Here is a 15,243-nt window from a genome sequence, read left to right on the forward strand (position 1 = left end):
GGAAGGCCAGTTCGCCCTCATCGACGACCCGGTGGGTCTGGACATCGGCCCGTTCAAGGGAAAATCCATCTCGATTCACTGGGAGCTGATGTTCACCCGCGCGATGTTCACCACCGACACCCTCGCGAGGCAACAAGCGTTGCTGCGCCGCGCGGCGCAGCTGGTCGATCTGGGCCGCCTCAAGCACACGCTGACCCGCCGCATTGACGGCATCAACGCCGCAGGTCTGATCGAAGCGCATGCGCTGGTCGAGGCGGGCAACATGATCGGCAAGGTCGTCGTCGCCAACCACTGAACCCTTCTGAGAACGAGCATCAACATGACATCGCAAATCATCAGCACGACAACGATCAGCCTGGAAGCCGCGCAAGCACTGCTGGCCGAGGCGCGCCGCGCCTGCGCCGCGCGCGGATTCGCCGCGACAATCGCCATTACGGACGCGGGAGGTCACCTGCGTGCTTTCGAGCGCGCGGATACCGCCCCGTTCCTCACCGTTGGCGTCGCCATTGACAAGTCATGGACCGCCGCATCGTTCGGCATGGCCACGCACCAATGGAATCAGTACATGGCCGAGCCCGCCGTTGCCCCGCTGGCACACCATCCGCGGCTGACGCCGGTCGGCGGTGGCGTACCGATCTTCCACGAAGGGCATCTGGTTGGGGGCATCGGCATTTCTGGCGGCGCATCCGTTCAAGATCATGAGGCCGCTGAGGAAGCACTGCGTAACGCAGGGTTTCTGCAATAGACCGTGCGCTACCCATGAGGCGCCGGCGCGGATGACCGGATCACTTCGATAGCTGCCGCCGAAGCTGTGGTTGCTCAAGCGGCGGTTCAGGGTCGGGTCCGGCCGACCGCGTCGGGCAGAAGTCGGGCCAGCAACAGTCGTTCGCGAACGGCAGCTTCCTGGCATCCCTACGAGATCGCACGCCGATCACCCGAACGGATTAACGCACAGGTGGGCACCCGCCGGAAGCCGGCACTCTGATTTGGGCGCGGAGCACTGCTTGGGACCGTGCAGGGTCACCACTTTGGGAGCCTCGCGTGCACGCCATCCATTCCGCTATCCACGTCACACGCAAGACGACCAGGGCGCGACGGCGGTCATGCTGCACATTGCCCAGCGAGGATCTTGCGCACAATTTCCACAACGTCATCGTCGGGGCAGTAGTACACGGGCTCAGTTGTCCAACCAGGCGCAATACCGACGACATATGCACACGCCTGCCCGTTGTGAGCATCGACGTCCAGCCGCACGAGTGGGGTAACGTTTGCGTCTCTCATGCGGCCGATAAAGACGGTGAAGCAAGTCCCTGCCAGTCGGGGAATTGTGTATTTGTCGCCGCTTATATCCAATACGCGGAGACTCTCCTTTAGCGGGTCTGAAGGACGACGATCGTGCGCCTCGGCATTGCCTTCAATATCGCATAGGTGCGTCAGTTCCTCCATACGGCCACAGAAGTCACCATCGCTATGCGTCGGATGTGGCTGCTTCCAATACTCGCAGTGGTATTGGTCGTAATAGCGTCTATCAAGGACCGTTCGGGCATGGCTCACAGCCGGGCAGATCAACGCGCGCCAGCCCGTCCCCCACCTGTCGACATCGAACAGCCAGCCAGCGAATGGAAGGAAAGTGGCCGCATATTCAGCCTGACCTTCGACAACAGAGAATACTTCGCCGCCTATCAGTTCCACGCCGAATGCCAGATCAGTGTCACGTCGGCCTGGGCACCGTCCAGCTCGAGGTAGACGGCGTCCTCGTGGCCGAACAGCTCGCCGTAACGTTGCCAGCCCGGCTGACCTTCTTCCTTCTGGTTGTCGATTGTTCTCCTGGTGTTCATGTGCCTGATTTCATGACGATGCGTGACGCGTTCTTTCAGCGGCATCTCCAGCTTCAGGCGAGCACCGCAAGCTTGCGGCGCAACGCCCGCTGCACCGCAAGTGAAGCGATGCCCCTGCTGGGCGGACACGCGACGAACCGGCCATCGGAGCTGCCCGCCAGGGCAACACTCGGATGGTCATCAAGCGCGAGCCAGTTTTCAGTCTTCCTTCGCAGGGCCTCATCCAGGATCTCGGTGGCCCGCGAGGGTGCATGTACCTCGACGACACCGGCGAACCGTTTGCCAAGCGGTCCCAGCAGCCGGACAAGGCTTGCGTCGTCGAACAGTCTTCGCCAGTCGGAACTGACTACGATCCTCACCGACGGATACGGCGCGAGAATCTGCTCGAGAATCGGGAGCCATACGAACAGACCCGGGTTATCGAGCAGATGAAAGTCTTCGTCGAGCGCGGGTTCGCCCAGCGGGTGAAGGACACCGTCGAAATCAAGGAAGAGCAGCGGCTCAGTCATGGCCATCAGGGATATTCAGGAGTGGTCGGGCCAGGCGAGCCAGTCGCGTCGACAATTTCCCGGCGATACGGCGCCCTCAAGTCAATCACCGGTACGTCAGTGATAAGCGTCAATCGCGCTAGCGCCATTCCTTCCAAGTGGCTGGAGTCGGTATAGACAGAGCCATCGCGTACCGCAAGGTCGCGCAATACTGTCTCCCACAGCGAGGCCGCCGGCGTCTCACCCGCATAGAACATACTGTGGCTACCATCGCGCCACGCCAACCGCGCCTCCGATCGTGGGTTGGGCGAAGTCGCCACATACTCGACGGGGAAAACATGCCAGTAAGAACCTCCTGCCGGCAGGCACCCAACATGGACGCAGTGAAGGACTTCTTCCTCACCAGCGGGCATCGCGGTCTCCACGAAACTCACGTTTTGCGACTTCGATTACACGTTCTGCGTCGCGCGGAAACACCGCCGCCGGAGTCTCGTTACCAAGCTGTGCATGAGGAGAATAGAGCCAGAAAGCCCGACGCCATCCGCCTCTGTCATCGTCCGCTCCCGGTAACACGGCAAGCAGCTTTGCCACCTCGGAACGGAGTTGTCCATGAGTGTCAAACTGGAAGTCGGGATGCCGGAACGTGCGTTCCGGCGCGTCCCAGACGCCCAGCAATGCGCCGCCCGACCGCAGTCTGGCCGCGTACTGAGCGGGGTTTTTCCCGACGGAAGCCCCTGCCATTTCCGCAACGCGCTTGCCGTCGGGCCAGCCCTTCGCCAGCAGCTCGTTGCGGAAGTCGATCGCGGCCTGATGGGACTTCGCAGGCGACGCATCTTCAACCACTTCTCGCTGCGGCCGGTCCCGCGAACCTGCCTGCTCGCCAATCGAATCCAGCAAACCGAGGACCTCGCTGGCATTGCCCTCTACTGCGAACACCTGACTCATGTCTTCGAACCATCTGGCCAGATCGCCCCACGAATGCACCCGCAACGGTTCGACCCCTCCCCGACCGCTGCTCTTGGCTTGGAAGAAGGTCCATTCTCCGGAACCAGTCTTTACAGCCAAATCGTGGATATGCTCCCTGAAGGCCGAGTCGGGACGAGCCATCTGTTTAATGAGAATCAGGCTTTCGTAAGCCGATGAAAATGGCGCTGTGAGAGACGTCTCGCCCTCCGACACGCGCGAAAAGAAGACTCTCAAGCGCGCCCCGTCGCCCGAGGCTTCGGCCAATACCTCGCGCTCGTCAAGCTGACGCCACTCGATCACGGGAAGGTTGCCCCTCCGCGCCACTTCCATATAGCCGACCGAAGACATTTCCCCTCCGCTCTTCCTAGGCACGAAGCCCAAACAGCCCTAAGCATAGCGCCCGATATTCTAGTTATCAAGGTTATTCTCGGTAGGCTGCGAATTGCTGACCTATGGGCAGCGCGTTCTTGGCTCGTTCAGGGCAGCATTCCGCCGGCGCAGTCGACGAGGGACGATAGTACGTCTGCCGGGTGTCCACAAATGAAGGGTCGGATAGCTCCAACTATCCGCCCCTTCATTTTTTCGATCCCATCTCTCCAGCAAGCGGAAGCTCTCCCTGGGGCGGCCCTGCCGCGCGCTCAGACAAGCCGCCTTTTGCCGCCCAGACAGTTACCATGGTGAGGTGGGCTGCGCCGTGAAGGCTCCGTTAGACATGTCGGGTGCCCAAAATCGCACTGCTCGAGGCTGAGAAAGCACGCTGGGCCGAGTTGTGATCTACGTTGCCCAAGGGCGGCGGAGGTTTTCCTCGGACGCGGGATATCTCCGCCCGATCCGGTGGGACGTGCCGGACTGTCTCCGCTACACTGAAATTGACCGTAGTTCGAATACGCCGCCATGCACCGCGCTCCTCCTTCCCTGGAACAAATCCGTCGACTCGCCCGCATACGTGATCTGGCTGCCTACGTGTGGGAGTCGGAGACCGATGCGTTAGCCTGGATGGAAGTCGCGCATCCCGAACTCGATGGGCGCACGCCCCACGAAGCGGCCGCGACCGAAGAGGACACCGCGCGCGTAGAAGCACTACTTTGGCGGCTTTTCTATGGAATTCCGGGGTGAACGTGAACGCGCAGCGATCATTCAGGAAGCACAGTGACCGTAAACCGGTGGAGTTCAGTGTTATCCTAAGATCGACAGCACGCGCGATCGTCACAAAAACGGTCCTGAGTCTGCGGCCCGACGAGTTAAAACAACTCGCGTCGACCGGCAGCGCTCTCCCTTTCGGGCATCGGCAGGTAGGCTGTCTTGATGCAGCACGATTCCGGACGCACGCGCGAGGGCGACTGCGAGCACCCGCATGACCGTAGCGTGTGGCCTCCGCCAACTGAACCGGTACACCTTTACTGCCGAGGGTCATACGGGTTAGCAGTTTGAGATGTTGGCGAAGACGATTCCGGACCGCTTGTCGGCGGTATACGGCGCCGCAAACCGTGTAGGCAAGGCCCATGTCGATGAATTGCGCAACGGGATGGCGCAGACGACCTCGGGCTTGAAAATCTCGGCGTAGTGGTTTTAAAAGTGTCGTCCTGGTCACCCGGTATTTGCCTGAACAACTCTGTGTACGTGCAATTGGCTCGACAATTGGGTTGCCGGCACTGCGGGCTGACCATTCGCGATCCACTTGCGCTGCGTCCTTTCCGTGAGTGACAGATCGAAGGGCAGTGCGTACCGCTAATTCGATCCGAAGCTCGGCGGTGGGTCCCAGTCCGCTGGCACGAGGCCCAGTTGCTTCGCGGTCGCTGTGGGCAGACGTATAAGGGCCGTTCCAGCCGCGGCCTCCATGTCGGCGATTAGTGTGACGTTGATCTTCACACCCGAAATTTCGAGGTATAGGACGTCATCTTGCTCGAACAATTCGGAATAGAGGCGCCAAGCTGGCAGGTTCCCCATGCGCTCACTGTTGCGAATCAATATTCTGGTGCTCATGGGCGTTTTCCGTTATGTCATTGCCGGAACAGCTCCAGCGCGTTAAGAACGGGCTTATCATGAATCCTCGTCCAAATGGGCCGGACAGCGTGTGGTCATCCAGCCATTCCTTTTGGTCAGCTGGAGGGCAGGCTTCTCTCCAGTTCGTCAAGCATCTGTGCTTCGCCATCTTTGGATTCGGAGCAGGACACGCTCGCTTCTCCACTTGGGCTCGGAAAGCCGGCGACATTCGGCATAGTGGTTTCGGATCGTCGCGCTGCCAGGCCCTGACACGTCGATTTCAATTACATCGCCAACGTGCCAGCCTTGGACTTCGAGTTCCGCCCACAGCGCGTCGGGAAGTTGAAGTACGCCATCACCGCTGCCGTCGGAGGCGTCCCGGATGTCGACTGTCCAACGTTCGTGGAATATCACAATATGTCCTCCACTAAGCGCCGGCTGACGGCCCTTATGAGCGGGCGACAGGATCCTCTTGTGGCGCCGGGCGGATAGGTAAACAAAGTGTTCCGTCGTGGGGTCTACTGGAGAACATCGGCGAGCCACTTCGCGATGCCGACAGCTCGTATGCCGATAGCCGAGTCGGGTGGGCCGAACGCGCTCCACGCTTCGCCCGCTCACGCAAGCCGAATCGCTGACGGCGTGCTTCCAGCTGCTGCGCTCGCCGGAGGGTACGGGCCAGACCATCGAGCCTTGAAAGCGGTTATCGATCATGTCATCCCGCGCCTCCCACCGTTGTCACATGACCCAATCCACTGGCAGGGCGCCGCCAACCGCTGCCCCGATTGGAAGGACCCGACGGTGCATCGACGCCAACTCGGTCACCACATGTGCCGTCGGGATCCCACACGTCCATGAGCGCCAAAAGCGCTGTTAACGTTCGTCACCGGATGCGGCTTGCACTTGCCTCATGTGCACGAACTATATTGCCAGCAATGCAGTATGCGAGTCTCCCACGGCTCTCCGCCTTCACCAGCAGTTCGGCAGCGCTGCATCCGCCCGGGCGCTCATGTGGGATGACAGCTAGGTGGCTAGCAAGAGTTATGACGCCATCTGCGCGCTTCATCGATCTTCGCCCCCCTCAACATCAGCGACTTGGAGAAAGTTGGGCGCTACGACACAATTTCTCGGCGTCCGACTCGCCCGCTCCCAGACATCGATGTTTGGGACCAATCCCCGCTCAGCGTTCCCCACAGGGTTGGAAGTGAACTGTTCGAGAGAGCAATGTCAGCGTCTGACGGGTAGTGCCGCAAGAGTTGAATGGCCAATGTGCGGACTAGGCGGTGGTCAAACCGCCCTGTGTGACCAGCGAGTATCGCGAGTAACTGTCTCGTCCCGCGCACTGAGCGAGTCCGTTCTGCAGGCGTCGTCATTGTCACTCCCCACACCCCAGCCGAACGACACGCCGGCCGGCTCGAATTTGACCATTAATGACACTATAGTCGCATATATGCGATTTTCAAGCCGCGGAACTCGACCTTTAGTTGACTACAGTATTACGAATCGGATCGCGGACTGAAGAATCAACGCAATCTCGGCGCGACCATACCACCGGCGGTCGGTCTATTGAAGGGATGCCGAGTTCAGACCTGCCAGAAGGGAGACAAAGCCCAGCAGAAGATAAAATTTGGGTCAGGTTACGTCCGTGAGGTCTACACGGAAATCAGTTCGTCCCAATGCTCTCATGCACTGCAGATAAAACGCGAAGCTAAAGCTACCTCGAGAGAGCTTGTTAGCGATGGATCGTTCAGTCTCGCTGACGCCGATGTCCGCAAGTAACAGGGCAAGTTGTCGATAGCTCACCCCGTGCCGAACAAGCTCGGCGCGGAGCACGTTTCTCGCCACGCGATACCAGTCCATCCGCCCTTACCCCAGCCAAAAGGCGGATTATTCCTTGCTTCCCCCGAATAAGCTCCTATAATCTCATATGTACGACTTAAACAACATAAAAGAGATCCAATCGCCTCTTGAGAACGAGATGCGCGTGAATGCCGTCTCGCGGCGTCAATGTCCCAAAGGGGCCGCTCGCAGTCATCGCGGAGGGCGCAGCATAATGGAGATGGCTGGCTTCTGCCTCCCATCTCCTCTCATTGCAAGAGGCAATTTTCATTGGCAACTGCATGATCGGCCCCCTTATGCGCAGACCTTTGAGGAGTTACACGCTGGCACGCGCTTCAGACGGATGAGTATCTGGACAAAGGCGACCTGGTTCCAATGTTCTGGGTCTACGGCCCAAAGCAACCGGCCAATCTTCGAACCCGATTCGAATGCGAGTGGTACTCAGACATGGTGCTCTTTCTCAATTTTGACGGCGTGCTACATCCCAACGCTGTGCAGTTTGACAAGAAAAACCAACCGCTTCTGGAAGCGCGTGGGCATAGCCTGTTTGAAGGCAGTAAGGTCTTGGCAGAAATCGCCTCGGACTTCACAAGCCTTCGATTAATTCTTAACACATGGTGGACATACGCGATTGGGCTAGATGGATGTCTTCGCCATTTGCCGAAAGTCCTGTCATCCCGGGTTGATGGTTCAGTTCTGCCGCATTCCAGCCTGTGTAGGACACTTCCGCATCGCATATCGCTGGCAACCGACGCAGTAGCCAACTCGGAGCCACCAATCCTGATACTTGACCATGCAGACGCCAGATATCCCGAGCACGTCCTTTACCTAGCGTTTCGTCTTGAACCACAGGTCGGATTGATGGACCCTCAGTCTGCGCGGGCATTCCGTCGCTTCGTTTCTCGTGCAACAGAGCGGGCAGCCAGGAGCACTGAGCACCGGTAAGCGCTATTGACGAGAATCGTCGATCTTTTCCGGTTGCTTATGTATTGCACCGCAAAATATTATAACGACTAACGACTAACGACGAAGGGCAAAACAGCCATTCAATCGTTGAGAGAAGTCGCTGATGAGACGAGCTGTTCCCTATCCAGCGAGGCCGGAAAGCTGGCCCACTGACTATCCGCCGCGCTCCATCCTGTTCAAAACTACGCCGTACGGCTTTGACGGAGAAACGCGAGAAAACGTCGTGAGTTTTCTCCGGCGAATATCCGATGCGCATGGGGTGCTGCCGCGTTCGTTGGCCTATCACATAATAGTTCCGACAATGGGCATTCCCACGCAACCATCCGCAGATTTGATGGCCGATGAATGCTATCGCCTTCAGCTTTGCGGATTGGGCACCAAAACTGAACACTGGATTGCACTTTTAAACCAGCTTACCTCGCGCTCAGACCTCCGAATATTGACGTTACTCCCCCTCAAAAATCTCGTGTCCTCTTATCAACTCATCGAGCACGCGAATCGGTTTTGCCCCGCTTGCTACGCGGAGGACGAACAGGCCGGACGTCAGAAGTACGACCGGCTCCTGTGGACTATCCGTTGTGTTACTGCATGCCCAAAACATGGATGTCGATTGATCTATGAGCCGAGAGTAAAGGGGCATAGCCCCCTATCGTTCACGGTTCCTGGCGTCTCAAGAATCGATGGCAGCAGTCTTTCAATAGTTACCAGCGAAAGAGCGGTAGCGAACGAAGTAGTGGTTTCCAGAATGGTGGCCGAATTGCTTGAGGATATATCTCGAATCAGCGAACAGAAGGCATCGTTATTACCAGACTTCTTGACTCACGCGGCTGACTCCTTATTCGACGGAAAATTCGCAGCCCTTGCTCGGCATCTCGGACTTTCCAAATCTCAAATCCATGGCTGGATCCACGAAGGTATTCTACCCAGCCTGCCAGGTGTGATTCGAATTGCCTATGCCTTTGAGTGCACTGTGGCAGACGTTCTGCTGGGAAACATGACCAGACTGAGGCTACGTCAATGTTGCAATTTTACCCATGGGTTATTTTGTCTGACCCGCAAGGCTGGTTACAAGACGCACCGACAGGAAATGCTTGCCTCGCTTTCAACTTTCATCAAATGGAATCCCGATGCAGACGCTCAGGAAGCAGCACACCATCTGGAAATCTCCCCAAAATTCCTTCGAGAAAACTTTCCGACGCATAATGTAGCCCTCGTGAACGCCGGTCGACTGCACAGACAACAGATTGCTCAGGCACGGCGCGACGCGAAGGACGATGCGTACGAGAAAACGCATTTTGCTCTGGCCGCCAGCGGAGTGTACCCCTCCAGGCGAAAAGTAACAAAACGACTCAAGGCGCTGGGGATCCAGCTGACTTTCGCTGATGAACGGCGCGCCAGGAAGAAGGCGGCCGCGGCATCTAGGAAGGAATACACGGTCATTGACCGATTAATCGCTTGAGCTTCTGGGTTGTAGTGCTCGAAGCGCTCTCGGCATCGGATCCGGAAACGAGATATGCCACGTCGCGAATTTGTGCGTGGTTTAGAGCACGCATCAAAGGAGAAAGACGAACGCGCCACAGGATGAGCGGCCGCGGATGCACGAAATATCAGTTGCGCGGTCACTCAAGTCACGAAGAAGGCGCAGGCATTGACTCGTCCGGCAGACGTGATCAGCCACATTGACCACAAGTAACCGGGGCAGCATGAGCTGGTCAAAAGCATACGGAGAGCTGCTTGTACGATCGGTCCGACGAACGCAAACTGGTTAGTAGGGCAGGCTATTGTCGCAAGCCCGGGGAACCCGACCGGGTTCGATGAAGCACGATCGGGACGAAGTGGCGGGAAGCGCCGATCCCAGCTCTTACAATCGTCGGCCCGTCGAATACATGAACGCCGCTGCCAGACAGGAACTGTTCCACGGCTGCCCTTAAGTCCGAGACGGAACTGGCTCTGCGATGTATGAACGACGAGCGATGCAACCATCACCTCGGACGCTAATCGGAAGGACGCAACGCTTACCGCCTCGATGGCGCGAGCTGGCTTTCAGCGTCTGTTCTCCAAGTTGCGATGGTCTCGCTAGAATCGACTCGGCCCTACTGCTTCGCACCGGACCGGTAAAGAGTGCGTACCTCCCGCTTAGTTCGCCAGAGGCGCCGTATCTTGCGACGGCGCAAGTAGGTTTTCCCCAATGCTTTTCGGACCACGATACGACGCTCACGATCAGTGATGTCGCTACGGCGCCCCATACAATAACGGCGCTTCCAATGCAATCCCGGGCCGCGCCTTGATCGCTTAAGTATGCGCCGGCGCACATTCGCTTGATTACGAATTAACCGCTCCAAACGTGGCCGACGTCGTCTCCGAATATACCCATCAAATCTCATCGGAGGATTCAAAGACACCCCAAGGTAAAAATAATCGAAACCATCAGGAAGACTGCTCCAAGTACATTTGAGCAATTCCGGACGCTGCCTGATTTGTCGCGCGGCAACGAGAATATTTGTCGGCGATGACGGGGAGCGCTTCTGCGCGTGCTCCCGCAGCGACTTCCTGTCTCGCAAATCCGTGGGTTCTGGATACAAGCCTGAGATCTGTTCTGCGGGTGGGTCCGGCTCGAGTACCTGCCACGTGGATACAATCCGCAATTCGTGTGACAGGTGGATGGCGTCTTCAAGATCATCAAAAGTGCTGTTGACGTGGCGAATCCGCGAATACCAGTCCTGAAAAAAACGGCCGAACTCTTGCCAAAAATCCTTCCATAACAATCTTTCAAAAGCAGCGTCGTCGGGGACCGCATGTGAAATTGAGGTTCGCCGAACTTTACGAGCACGACCCGACTGACGAGTGCCGCCCGAGGCGGCCCCGGCTCGAACCTGTACGCGCATCATCAAGTTCATAAGAAAGTGTGCGTAAGCGTACTGGAGGATGCCACCTCTGGATTGCCCCCTAGCGAGACAAAAGAACAAAGTGTTGAAGAGCCTCCATCCCTTACCGCCAGAAAGATCGGCGAAGATTGAGTCTCTGATTGCTAACCAATCGGGGAGATCGCTGCAGCTGCTTTCCAGGAAGGGAGGGACGGGGACCCCGTAAGTCCGCTCCAGCTCGACAGATTGCGCCTCCAAATGCGCGAGATCGTGAGTCGCGCGGGCCGCCAGCTGCCAAATTAGTGCACTATCATTTAACCAAAGATCGACGAACTGGTTCTTGCCTGCCAGATCCCGCTTGCAAGCTTCGACGGTGCTATTTGCTCGTTGAACCAACTCCCGGGTCTCTATGCCCAGTTCAAGGTCACTCCAACGGCGCCTCGCAGATTCGAACGTTACTCCCCGTCGCTCGACAATCCTCGCTATCACTGTAGCGCTGTCACTTCCCGCGAGTGTACGGGCCGCCCGTAAGATCAGGGCCGCCTTAACGTAGAACAGATCGTTCTCACGACTCAGCGTCGAAGGCTCATTCTTATCTCGAAGGAATTGCTGGTAGCAGCCCGGTGAAGGATCGTATACATGGACCGGCAGAAACCCATAGAACTTTTTTGGCATAATGTCAAGGTAGCGATTTGGTTGCATCTTGACCTAGCAACCGTCTTTCGATCCTGGTACACGTGAAGGTATGTACTCCAACATAAAAGAGGCCTCTCCATGTACTGGCAGCTACGCAATAGTCCACCGCATCGAGTTCATCGCATTGTTATTTCAGACCGCGCCAAGCAAGCGACGCTTGTATTTAATTGCCTTCAGAATGGGAAGCCGAACCAAAAATGCGAAAAAATCAAAGGCTCTGGACCGCGGGCGTTTGCCATCGCAATGCAACGGCCTACCAAGACGACCAACTCATCGCGGCATATACCAGGTGAAGAAGCCCACAAAGTCCGTATCGACCATACGAAGCTCGACAGCCAAATCACCGTACGGGATTATGACGACCGAGCCTACCGGATGAGCATGGTCCTCACCGTCTTAATGGACGAGGAGACACGTACCGTTCTAGCTTTCGATCTCGCTGCTCATCGACCGAGTACAGTGAGTTGCATGACCGCCCTTCGCGTTACAGTCGCACCACACACGCATCTGCCGGATATCATTGTGTGTGGTAAAGGCAAGGAATTCCATTCCAATGCATTCGACAGGTTTTTCGGACTCGAAAATATCACCATCGGCTGTAGACCCGCAAGTCAATCACGCTTCCGTGGCGTGATTGAGCGCTTGTTCGGAGTCGCTAAACTGAACTGGTTCACAACCGAGTAGCGTGAATGATCTACGGCCGGGAGGCACAACGCGTCGCAACCCTTGGGTTCCAAGACGATCCTCCGGCCGCGGGAAACGGCGCGGCCGAATGTTCAGCGTCACCGTTGATGGCCAGCTCATCTTCCGCGCTTCGGGTTCGACTCGATGTATCAGCCCCTCCCGATCATCTGGCACGCGTATTGAAGACGCTGGGGCACGTCGCCGAACTGCCGGTGTCCGCCGCTTGATTCCATTCTCTGAATGATCCCGAAACAGCCACCCAGAGCGAGTGAAGCCGGCCGGTTGAGCCCAAGCGTCCGGTCGGCCGAATCGACGATGTGCTCGCGACAGTTCTCAGGACCGGTCGCAACAGAATCGCGTGGGGTGCCGCAACTTCCGTCGCTGCGCGACTCCCTGTTCACCCGGGGGCTCGGCCGCGGCGACCCCAATCATCTGCCGGGCATTCCCAATCCCGTCGACTCTCGCTGAATTGAAAGCGCCCGAGCGGAGAAATTTGCATCCCATCACTCCACGTGCATTTAAGGACCGTCATGAAGCTGTTCATTTGCCTAGCCGGACCTGGAAACGGAAACGCTCAAGTAAGCCGCGATGGGGGGACGCATGCGTAGAGTCAGTTCCTCATGACGGAGAACGTCAATGAGCATTCAGCTACCTATCGCTTTACCTCCTTTTTCCACGTGGCAGGAGAATGAGAAGCTTTGGTCCGAGGACGTTCCCCTAGACCTAGTGAGGCCCTATACCGACAAAGAACTCCTGACGGCACTCGAAGAGTGGGGAACGCCCGACAAAGGGCGAGTGTACATAATCCAGTCGCGACTGCACGCCCCAACACGCAAGGTTCAGGGTCGAGCACGTAACGTGGTGAGCCATTACAACTCCCATAAGATGGGCCGGCGTGTCGCAACGGAAAGCAGGAACGTTGAATTCCCGGCGGTGCTTCGATACGACCTAGATGTTGTCACACGAGAATTCTATTGTCAGCCCATGCAAGTTGGCATACCGACAACAATCAAGAGAAAGTCAAAGGATGGGATTGAAACCGAGTACCGGGTAGTCGTCCCCTATACCCCTGATATTCTCCGGCTAAAAGCCGCTGGGCCGCTTGTCGAGGAATGGAAAAACGAAGAGAAGCTTATAAAATTGGCGGAAAAATATCCATGGAGATTTCATAAAAGCGAAGGCGATGCGACGTGGCACTGTCCCGAGCGTGAAAAGTTTTTTGCCGAAATGGGCATCACTTATTGCCTGCGCTCTAGCTCGGAGCACAACCCCATTTTTACATCAAATCTTGACTTTCTAAGGGATTATCTCGTCGCGGACTCGACAACGCTCACAGCCGATACCTGGAGTGCAATCGAACGAATCATAGGCAAGGCCGGAGCGATGAGTCTTGCCAGGCTCAACGAAAACGCATTCGACGACGAAACACCGTGGAACGACAACGAAATCCTTCCAACGCCGCCAGGGAGGTTCCGCGTAGATGACGTATTGCAGGCCATCGCCGAGCGACGACTTTGGGTTGACCTTGACTATGATGACCTATCGGACGCTCCGAACGTGATCGTTTGCGCCAGTCGCGAGCAGCTCGAGGGGGTAATATGGCGCCGCCCCCCGCCTCATGCTGTAACGACGTATTTTCTTTTCAATGTCCAAGTCGGCAGCGAATTTATGTTTCGCGGGCAATCCGACGTGTATACGGTTTCCGCAATGCCAGCTGGCTCGGTTTTGTATAACGATTCTTCATCCAAGCTATTCGGCGAATTGACGGAGCAACAGTTCGAGACTTTGCTACATCGTAAAGATATTCAGCTGCTATCGACTATGATTCGCTGCCGATTGACCGTCCCATATAATTTGCTTAGGATATCTTATGAAGATCACTCGCGAACAAGCTATTGCTGGTAGTCTTAAAGACAAGGGAAATTACATTGCAGGACTGTTCATTCCTCATCGTAACCAGACCTTGGTCACAAACACCATCGCTGACACTCTGTTGAATCCCGTCGCTGGACTATCCATCATCCTGCTGGTCGGCCCACCTGGTGTTGGCAAAACTACGATGGGGAAGATCCTTCTTCAGAAACTCTTAGATTCGTTCGCTATTGAGATTCAGGAAGACCCTAGCATCATTCCCGCTTTTATGAGCGAGGTGGATGCACCAGACAAAGATGAGGTCAATTTCGTATTGCTCTATTGCCGTATGTGCCACGACTTGCTTGCACCTAGCCCAATGGACGGCCTAAACATCGTCAACGAGCTGAAGGAGCCTCTAGAACAACTCCGTAGTAGCCGAGTGATGTTCGAACGTGCCCTCTGGGCACGTAAAGTCAAAAATCTAATTCTGGATGAAGTACTGCATTTTACGAACACGAATACAGACCCGGCGCAGTATGGAAACCTACTGAAATCACTGTCCAACAGGGCAAGATTCAATCTCCTTTTGCTGGGGGCATATGGAAGCGAAAATCTTATAGAAGCAACTGGTCAACTTGCACGGCGTATCGTGGTTGTGCATTATCCGAGATACAAGGAAACTCGAGAAGATTTCAGGGCATATTGCGCCGCCGTGAAGTCGTTCGCCGAGGCTCTTCCGGTCCGGTGCAAGGTGGACGTTAAAAACTGCATGGGTTATCTCTTCAAGGGTACATTTGGCCTCCTTGGCCAAACCTTTGACATCCTCAAAGAATCCATCAAGCCTTGCATCGCAGACGGTGAGAGGCAATGGCGTGACGAATACATTCTCCGGTCGATGCCTTCCCTGAAGGCACAACTAAAGATTGCTAAAGAGACTGTGCGCGGCGAGATGACCATTATGCCCTTTCTACAGGGTAATGTAATGCACGCATATCTCAACGAGTCCCAAGTTCGCGCGGAGTTGGAACTAGAGGCTGAACGAGCCAGAACGCGCCGCGCATGGTAATG

At 56.5% G+C, this 15,243-nt stretch carries 17 protein-coding genes; 9 read left to right on the plus strand and 8 right to left on the minus strand.

The window, feature by feature from the left end; all coding sequences use genetic code 11:
• Together AB3X89_RS34765 and AB3X89_RS34770 are read left to right on the plus strand one after the other, a co-directional pair.
• On the plus strand, positions 1 to 295 hold a 295-nt coding region (locus AB3X89_RS34765), incomplete at its 5' end, for a zinc-binding dehydrogenase (protein WP_368587287.1).
• Positions 296 to 319: 24 nt separating this feature from the next.
• Positions 320 to 745 (plus strand): heme-binding protein, encoded by a 426-nt coding sequence (locus tag AB3X89_RS34770; protein ID WP_368587288.1) that lies wholly within the window; start codon positions 320 to 322, stop codon positions 743 to 745.
• Between the two features lie 356 nt (positions 746 to 1,101).
• Here the strand turns inward: AB3X89_RS34770 and AB3X89_RS34775 are convergent, their stop codons facing one another.
• The 4 genes from AB3X89_RS34775 to AB3X89_RS34790 all read right to left on the minus strand — a co-directional run bounded on the left by AB3X89_RS34775 (position 1,102) and on the right by AB3X89_RS34790 (position 3,640).
• Positions 1,102 to 1,692, minus strand: coding sequence for a hypothetical protein (locus AB3X89_RS34775; protein ID WP_368587289.1), 591 nt, complete (start codon positions 1,690 to 1,692; stop codon positions 1,102 to 1,104).
• Positions 1,683 to 1,883 carry a hypothetical protein gene (locus tag AB3X89_RS34780; RefSeq protein WP_368587290.1) on the minus strand — a complete coding sequence of 67 codons (201 nt, stop codon included), beginning with the start codon at positions 1,881 to 1,883 and terminating at the stop codon, positions 1,683 to 1,685. Before AB3X89_RS34780 ends, AB3X89_RS34775 begins: the two co-directional genes overlap by 10 nt.
• An 8-nt stretch (positions 1,884 to 1,891) precedes the next feature.
• Positions 1,892 to 2,353: an HAD domain-containing protein gene (locus AB3X89_RS34785; RefSeq protein WP_368587291.1), complete on the minus strand. Its 462-nt coding sequence runs from the start codon at positions 2,351 to 2,353 to the stop codon at positions 1,892 to 1,894.
• A 372-nt stretch (positions 2,354 to 2,725) separates the two neighbouring features.
• Positions 2,726 to 3,640 carry a hypothetical protein gene (locus AB3X89_RS34790; RefSeq protein ID WP_368587292.1) on the minus strand — a complete coding sequence of 305 codons (915 nt, stop codon included), beginning with the start codon at positions 3,638 to 3,640 and terminating at the stop codon, positions 2,726 to 2,728.
• Between the two features lie 546 nt (positions 3,641 to 4,186).
• Here AB3X89_RS34790 and AB3X89_RS34795 point away from each other — a divergent pair.
• Entirely contained in the window at positions 4,187 to 4,408 is a 222-nt protein-coding gene (locus AB3X89_RS34795) for an antitoxin Xre/MbcA/ParS toxin-binding domain-containing protein (RefSeq protein ID WP_368587293.1), read from the plus strand.
• 316 nt (positions 4,409 to 4,724) lie between these two features.
• Positions 4,725 to 4,856 carry a hypothetical protein gene (locus AB3X89_RS34800; protein WP_368587294.1) on the plus strand — a complete coding sequence of 44 codons (132 nt, stop codon included), beginning with the start codon at positions 4,725 to 4,727 and terminating at the stop codon, positions 4,854 to 4,856.
• A gap of 164 nt (positions 4,857 to 5,020) precedes the next feature.
• Here the strand turns inward: AB3X89_RS34800 and AB3X89_RS34805 are convergent, their stop codons facing one another.
• The 3 genes from AB3X89_RS34805 to AB3X89_RS34815 form a co-directional block, all read right to left on the minus strand.
• Positions 5,021 to 5,275: a hypothetical protein gene (locus AB3X89_RS34805; RefSeq protein ID WP_368587295.1), complete on the minus strand. Its 255-nt coding sequence runs from the start codon at positions 5,273 to 5,275 to the stop codon at positions 5,021 to 5,023.
• Positions 5,276 to 6,384: 1,109 nt separating this feature from the next.
• Positions 6,385 to 6,645, minus strand: a complete 261-nt coding sequence (locus tag AB3X89_RS34810) for a BPSL0761 family protein (RefSeq protein ID WP_368587296.1) — start codon at positions 6,643 to 6,645, stop codon at positions 6,385 to 6,387.
• Positions 6,646 to 6,904: 259 nt separating this feature from the next.
• Positions 6,905 to 7,132 carry a DUF6471 domain-containing protein gene (locus tag AB3X89_RS34815; RefSeq protein ID WP_368587297.1) on the minus strand — a complete coding sequence of 76 codons (228 nt, stop codon included), beginning with the start codon at positions 7,130 to 7,132 and terminating at the stop codon, positions 6,905 to 6,907.
• A gap of 426 nt (positions 7,133 to 7,558) precedes the next feature.
• On the opposite strand from AB3X89_RS34815, the gene AB3X89_RS34820 reads away from it, so the two are divergent.
• Positions 7,559 to 8,056, plus strand: coding sequence for an HAD domain-containing protein (locus AB3X89_RS34820; RefSeq protein WP_368587298.1), 498 nt, complete (start codon positions 7,559 to 7,561; stop codon positions 8,054 to 8,056).
• Between the two features lie 124 nt (positions 8,057 to 8,180).
• A complete protein-coding gene (locus tag AB3X89_RS34825; protein WP_368587299.1) occupies positions 8,181 to 9,536 on the plus strand; it encodes a TniQ family protein in 1,356 nt (451 codons plus the stop codon).
• Between the two features lie 634 nt (positions 9,537 to 10,170).
• Here AB3X89_RS34825 and AB3X89_RS34830 read toward each other — a convergent pair.
• Positions 10,171 to 11,643: a hypothetical protein gene (locus tag AB3X89_RS34830; protein ID WP_368587300.1), complete on the minus strand. Its 1,473-nt coding sequence runs from the start codon at positions 11,641 to 11,643 to the stop codon at positions 10,171 to 10,173.
• Positions 11,644 to 11,715: 72 nt separating this feature from the next.
• On the opposite strand from AB3X89_RS34830, the gene AB3X89_RS34835 reads away from it, so the two are divergent.
• From AB3X89_RS34835 to AB3X89_RS34845, 3 genes are all read left to right on the plus strand, one after another.
• The gene (locus AB3X89_RS34835) at positions 11,716 to 12,321 is read left to right on the plus strand and encodes a hypothetical protein (protein ID WP_368587301.1); all 606 of its coding nucleotides are present in this window, start codon (positions 11,716 to 11,718) and stop codon (positions 12,319 to 12,321) included.
• A gap of 636 nt (positions 12,322 to 12,957) precedes the next feature.
• Entirely contained in the window at positions 12,958 to 14,226 is a 1,269-nt protein-coding gene (locus tag AB3X89_RS34840) for a hypothetical protein (protein ID WP_368587302.1), read from the plus strand.
• On the plus strand, positions 14,192 to 15,241 hold the full coding sequence (locus AB3X89_RS34845) for an AAA family ATPase (RefSeq protein WP_368587303.1): 1,050 nt from the start codon (positions 14,192 to 14,194) through the stop codon (positions 15,239 to 15,241). Before AB3X89_RS34840 ends, AB3X89_RS34845 begins: the two co-directional genes overlap by 35 nt.
• Positions 15,242 to 15,243 lie beyond the last annotated feature (2 nt).

The organism is Paraburkholderia sp. BR14320 (genome assembly GCF_040948665.1).
GTDB lineage: Bacteria > Pseudomonadota > Gammaproteobacteria > Burkholderiales > Burkholderiaceae > Paraburkholderia > Paraburkholderia youngii.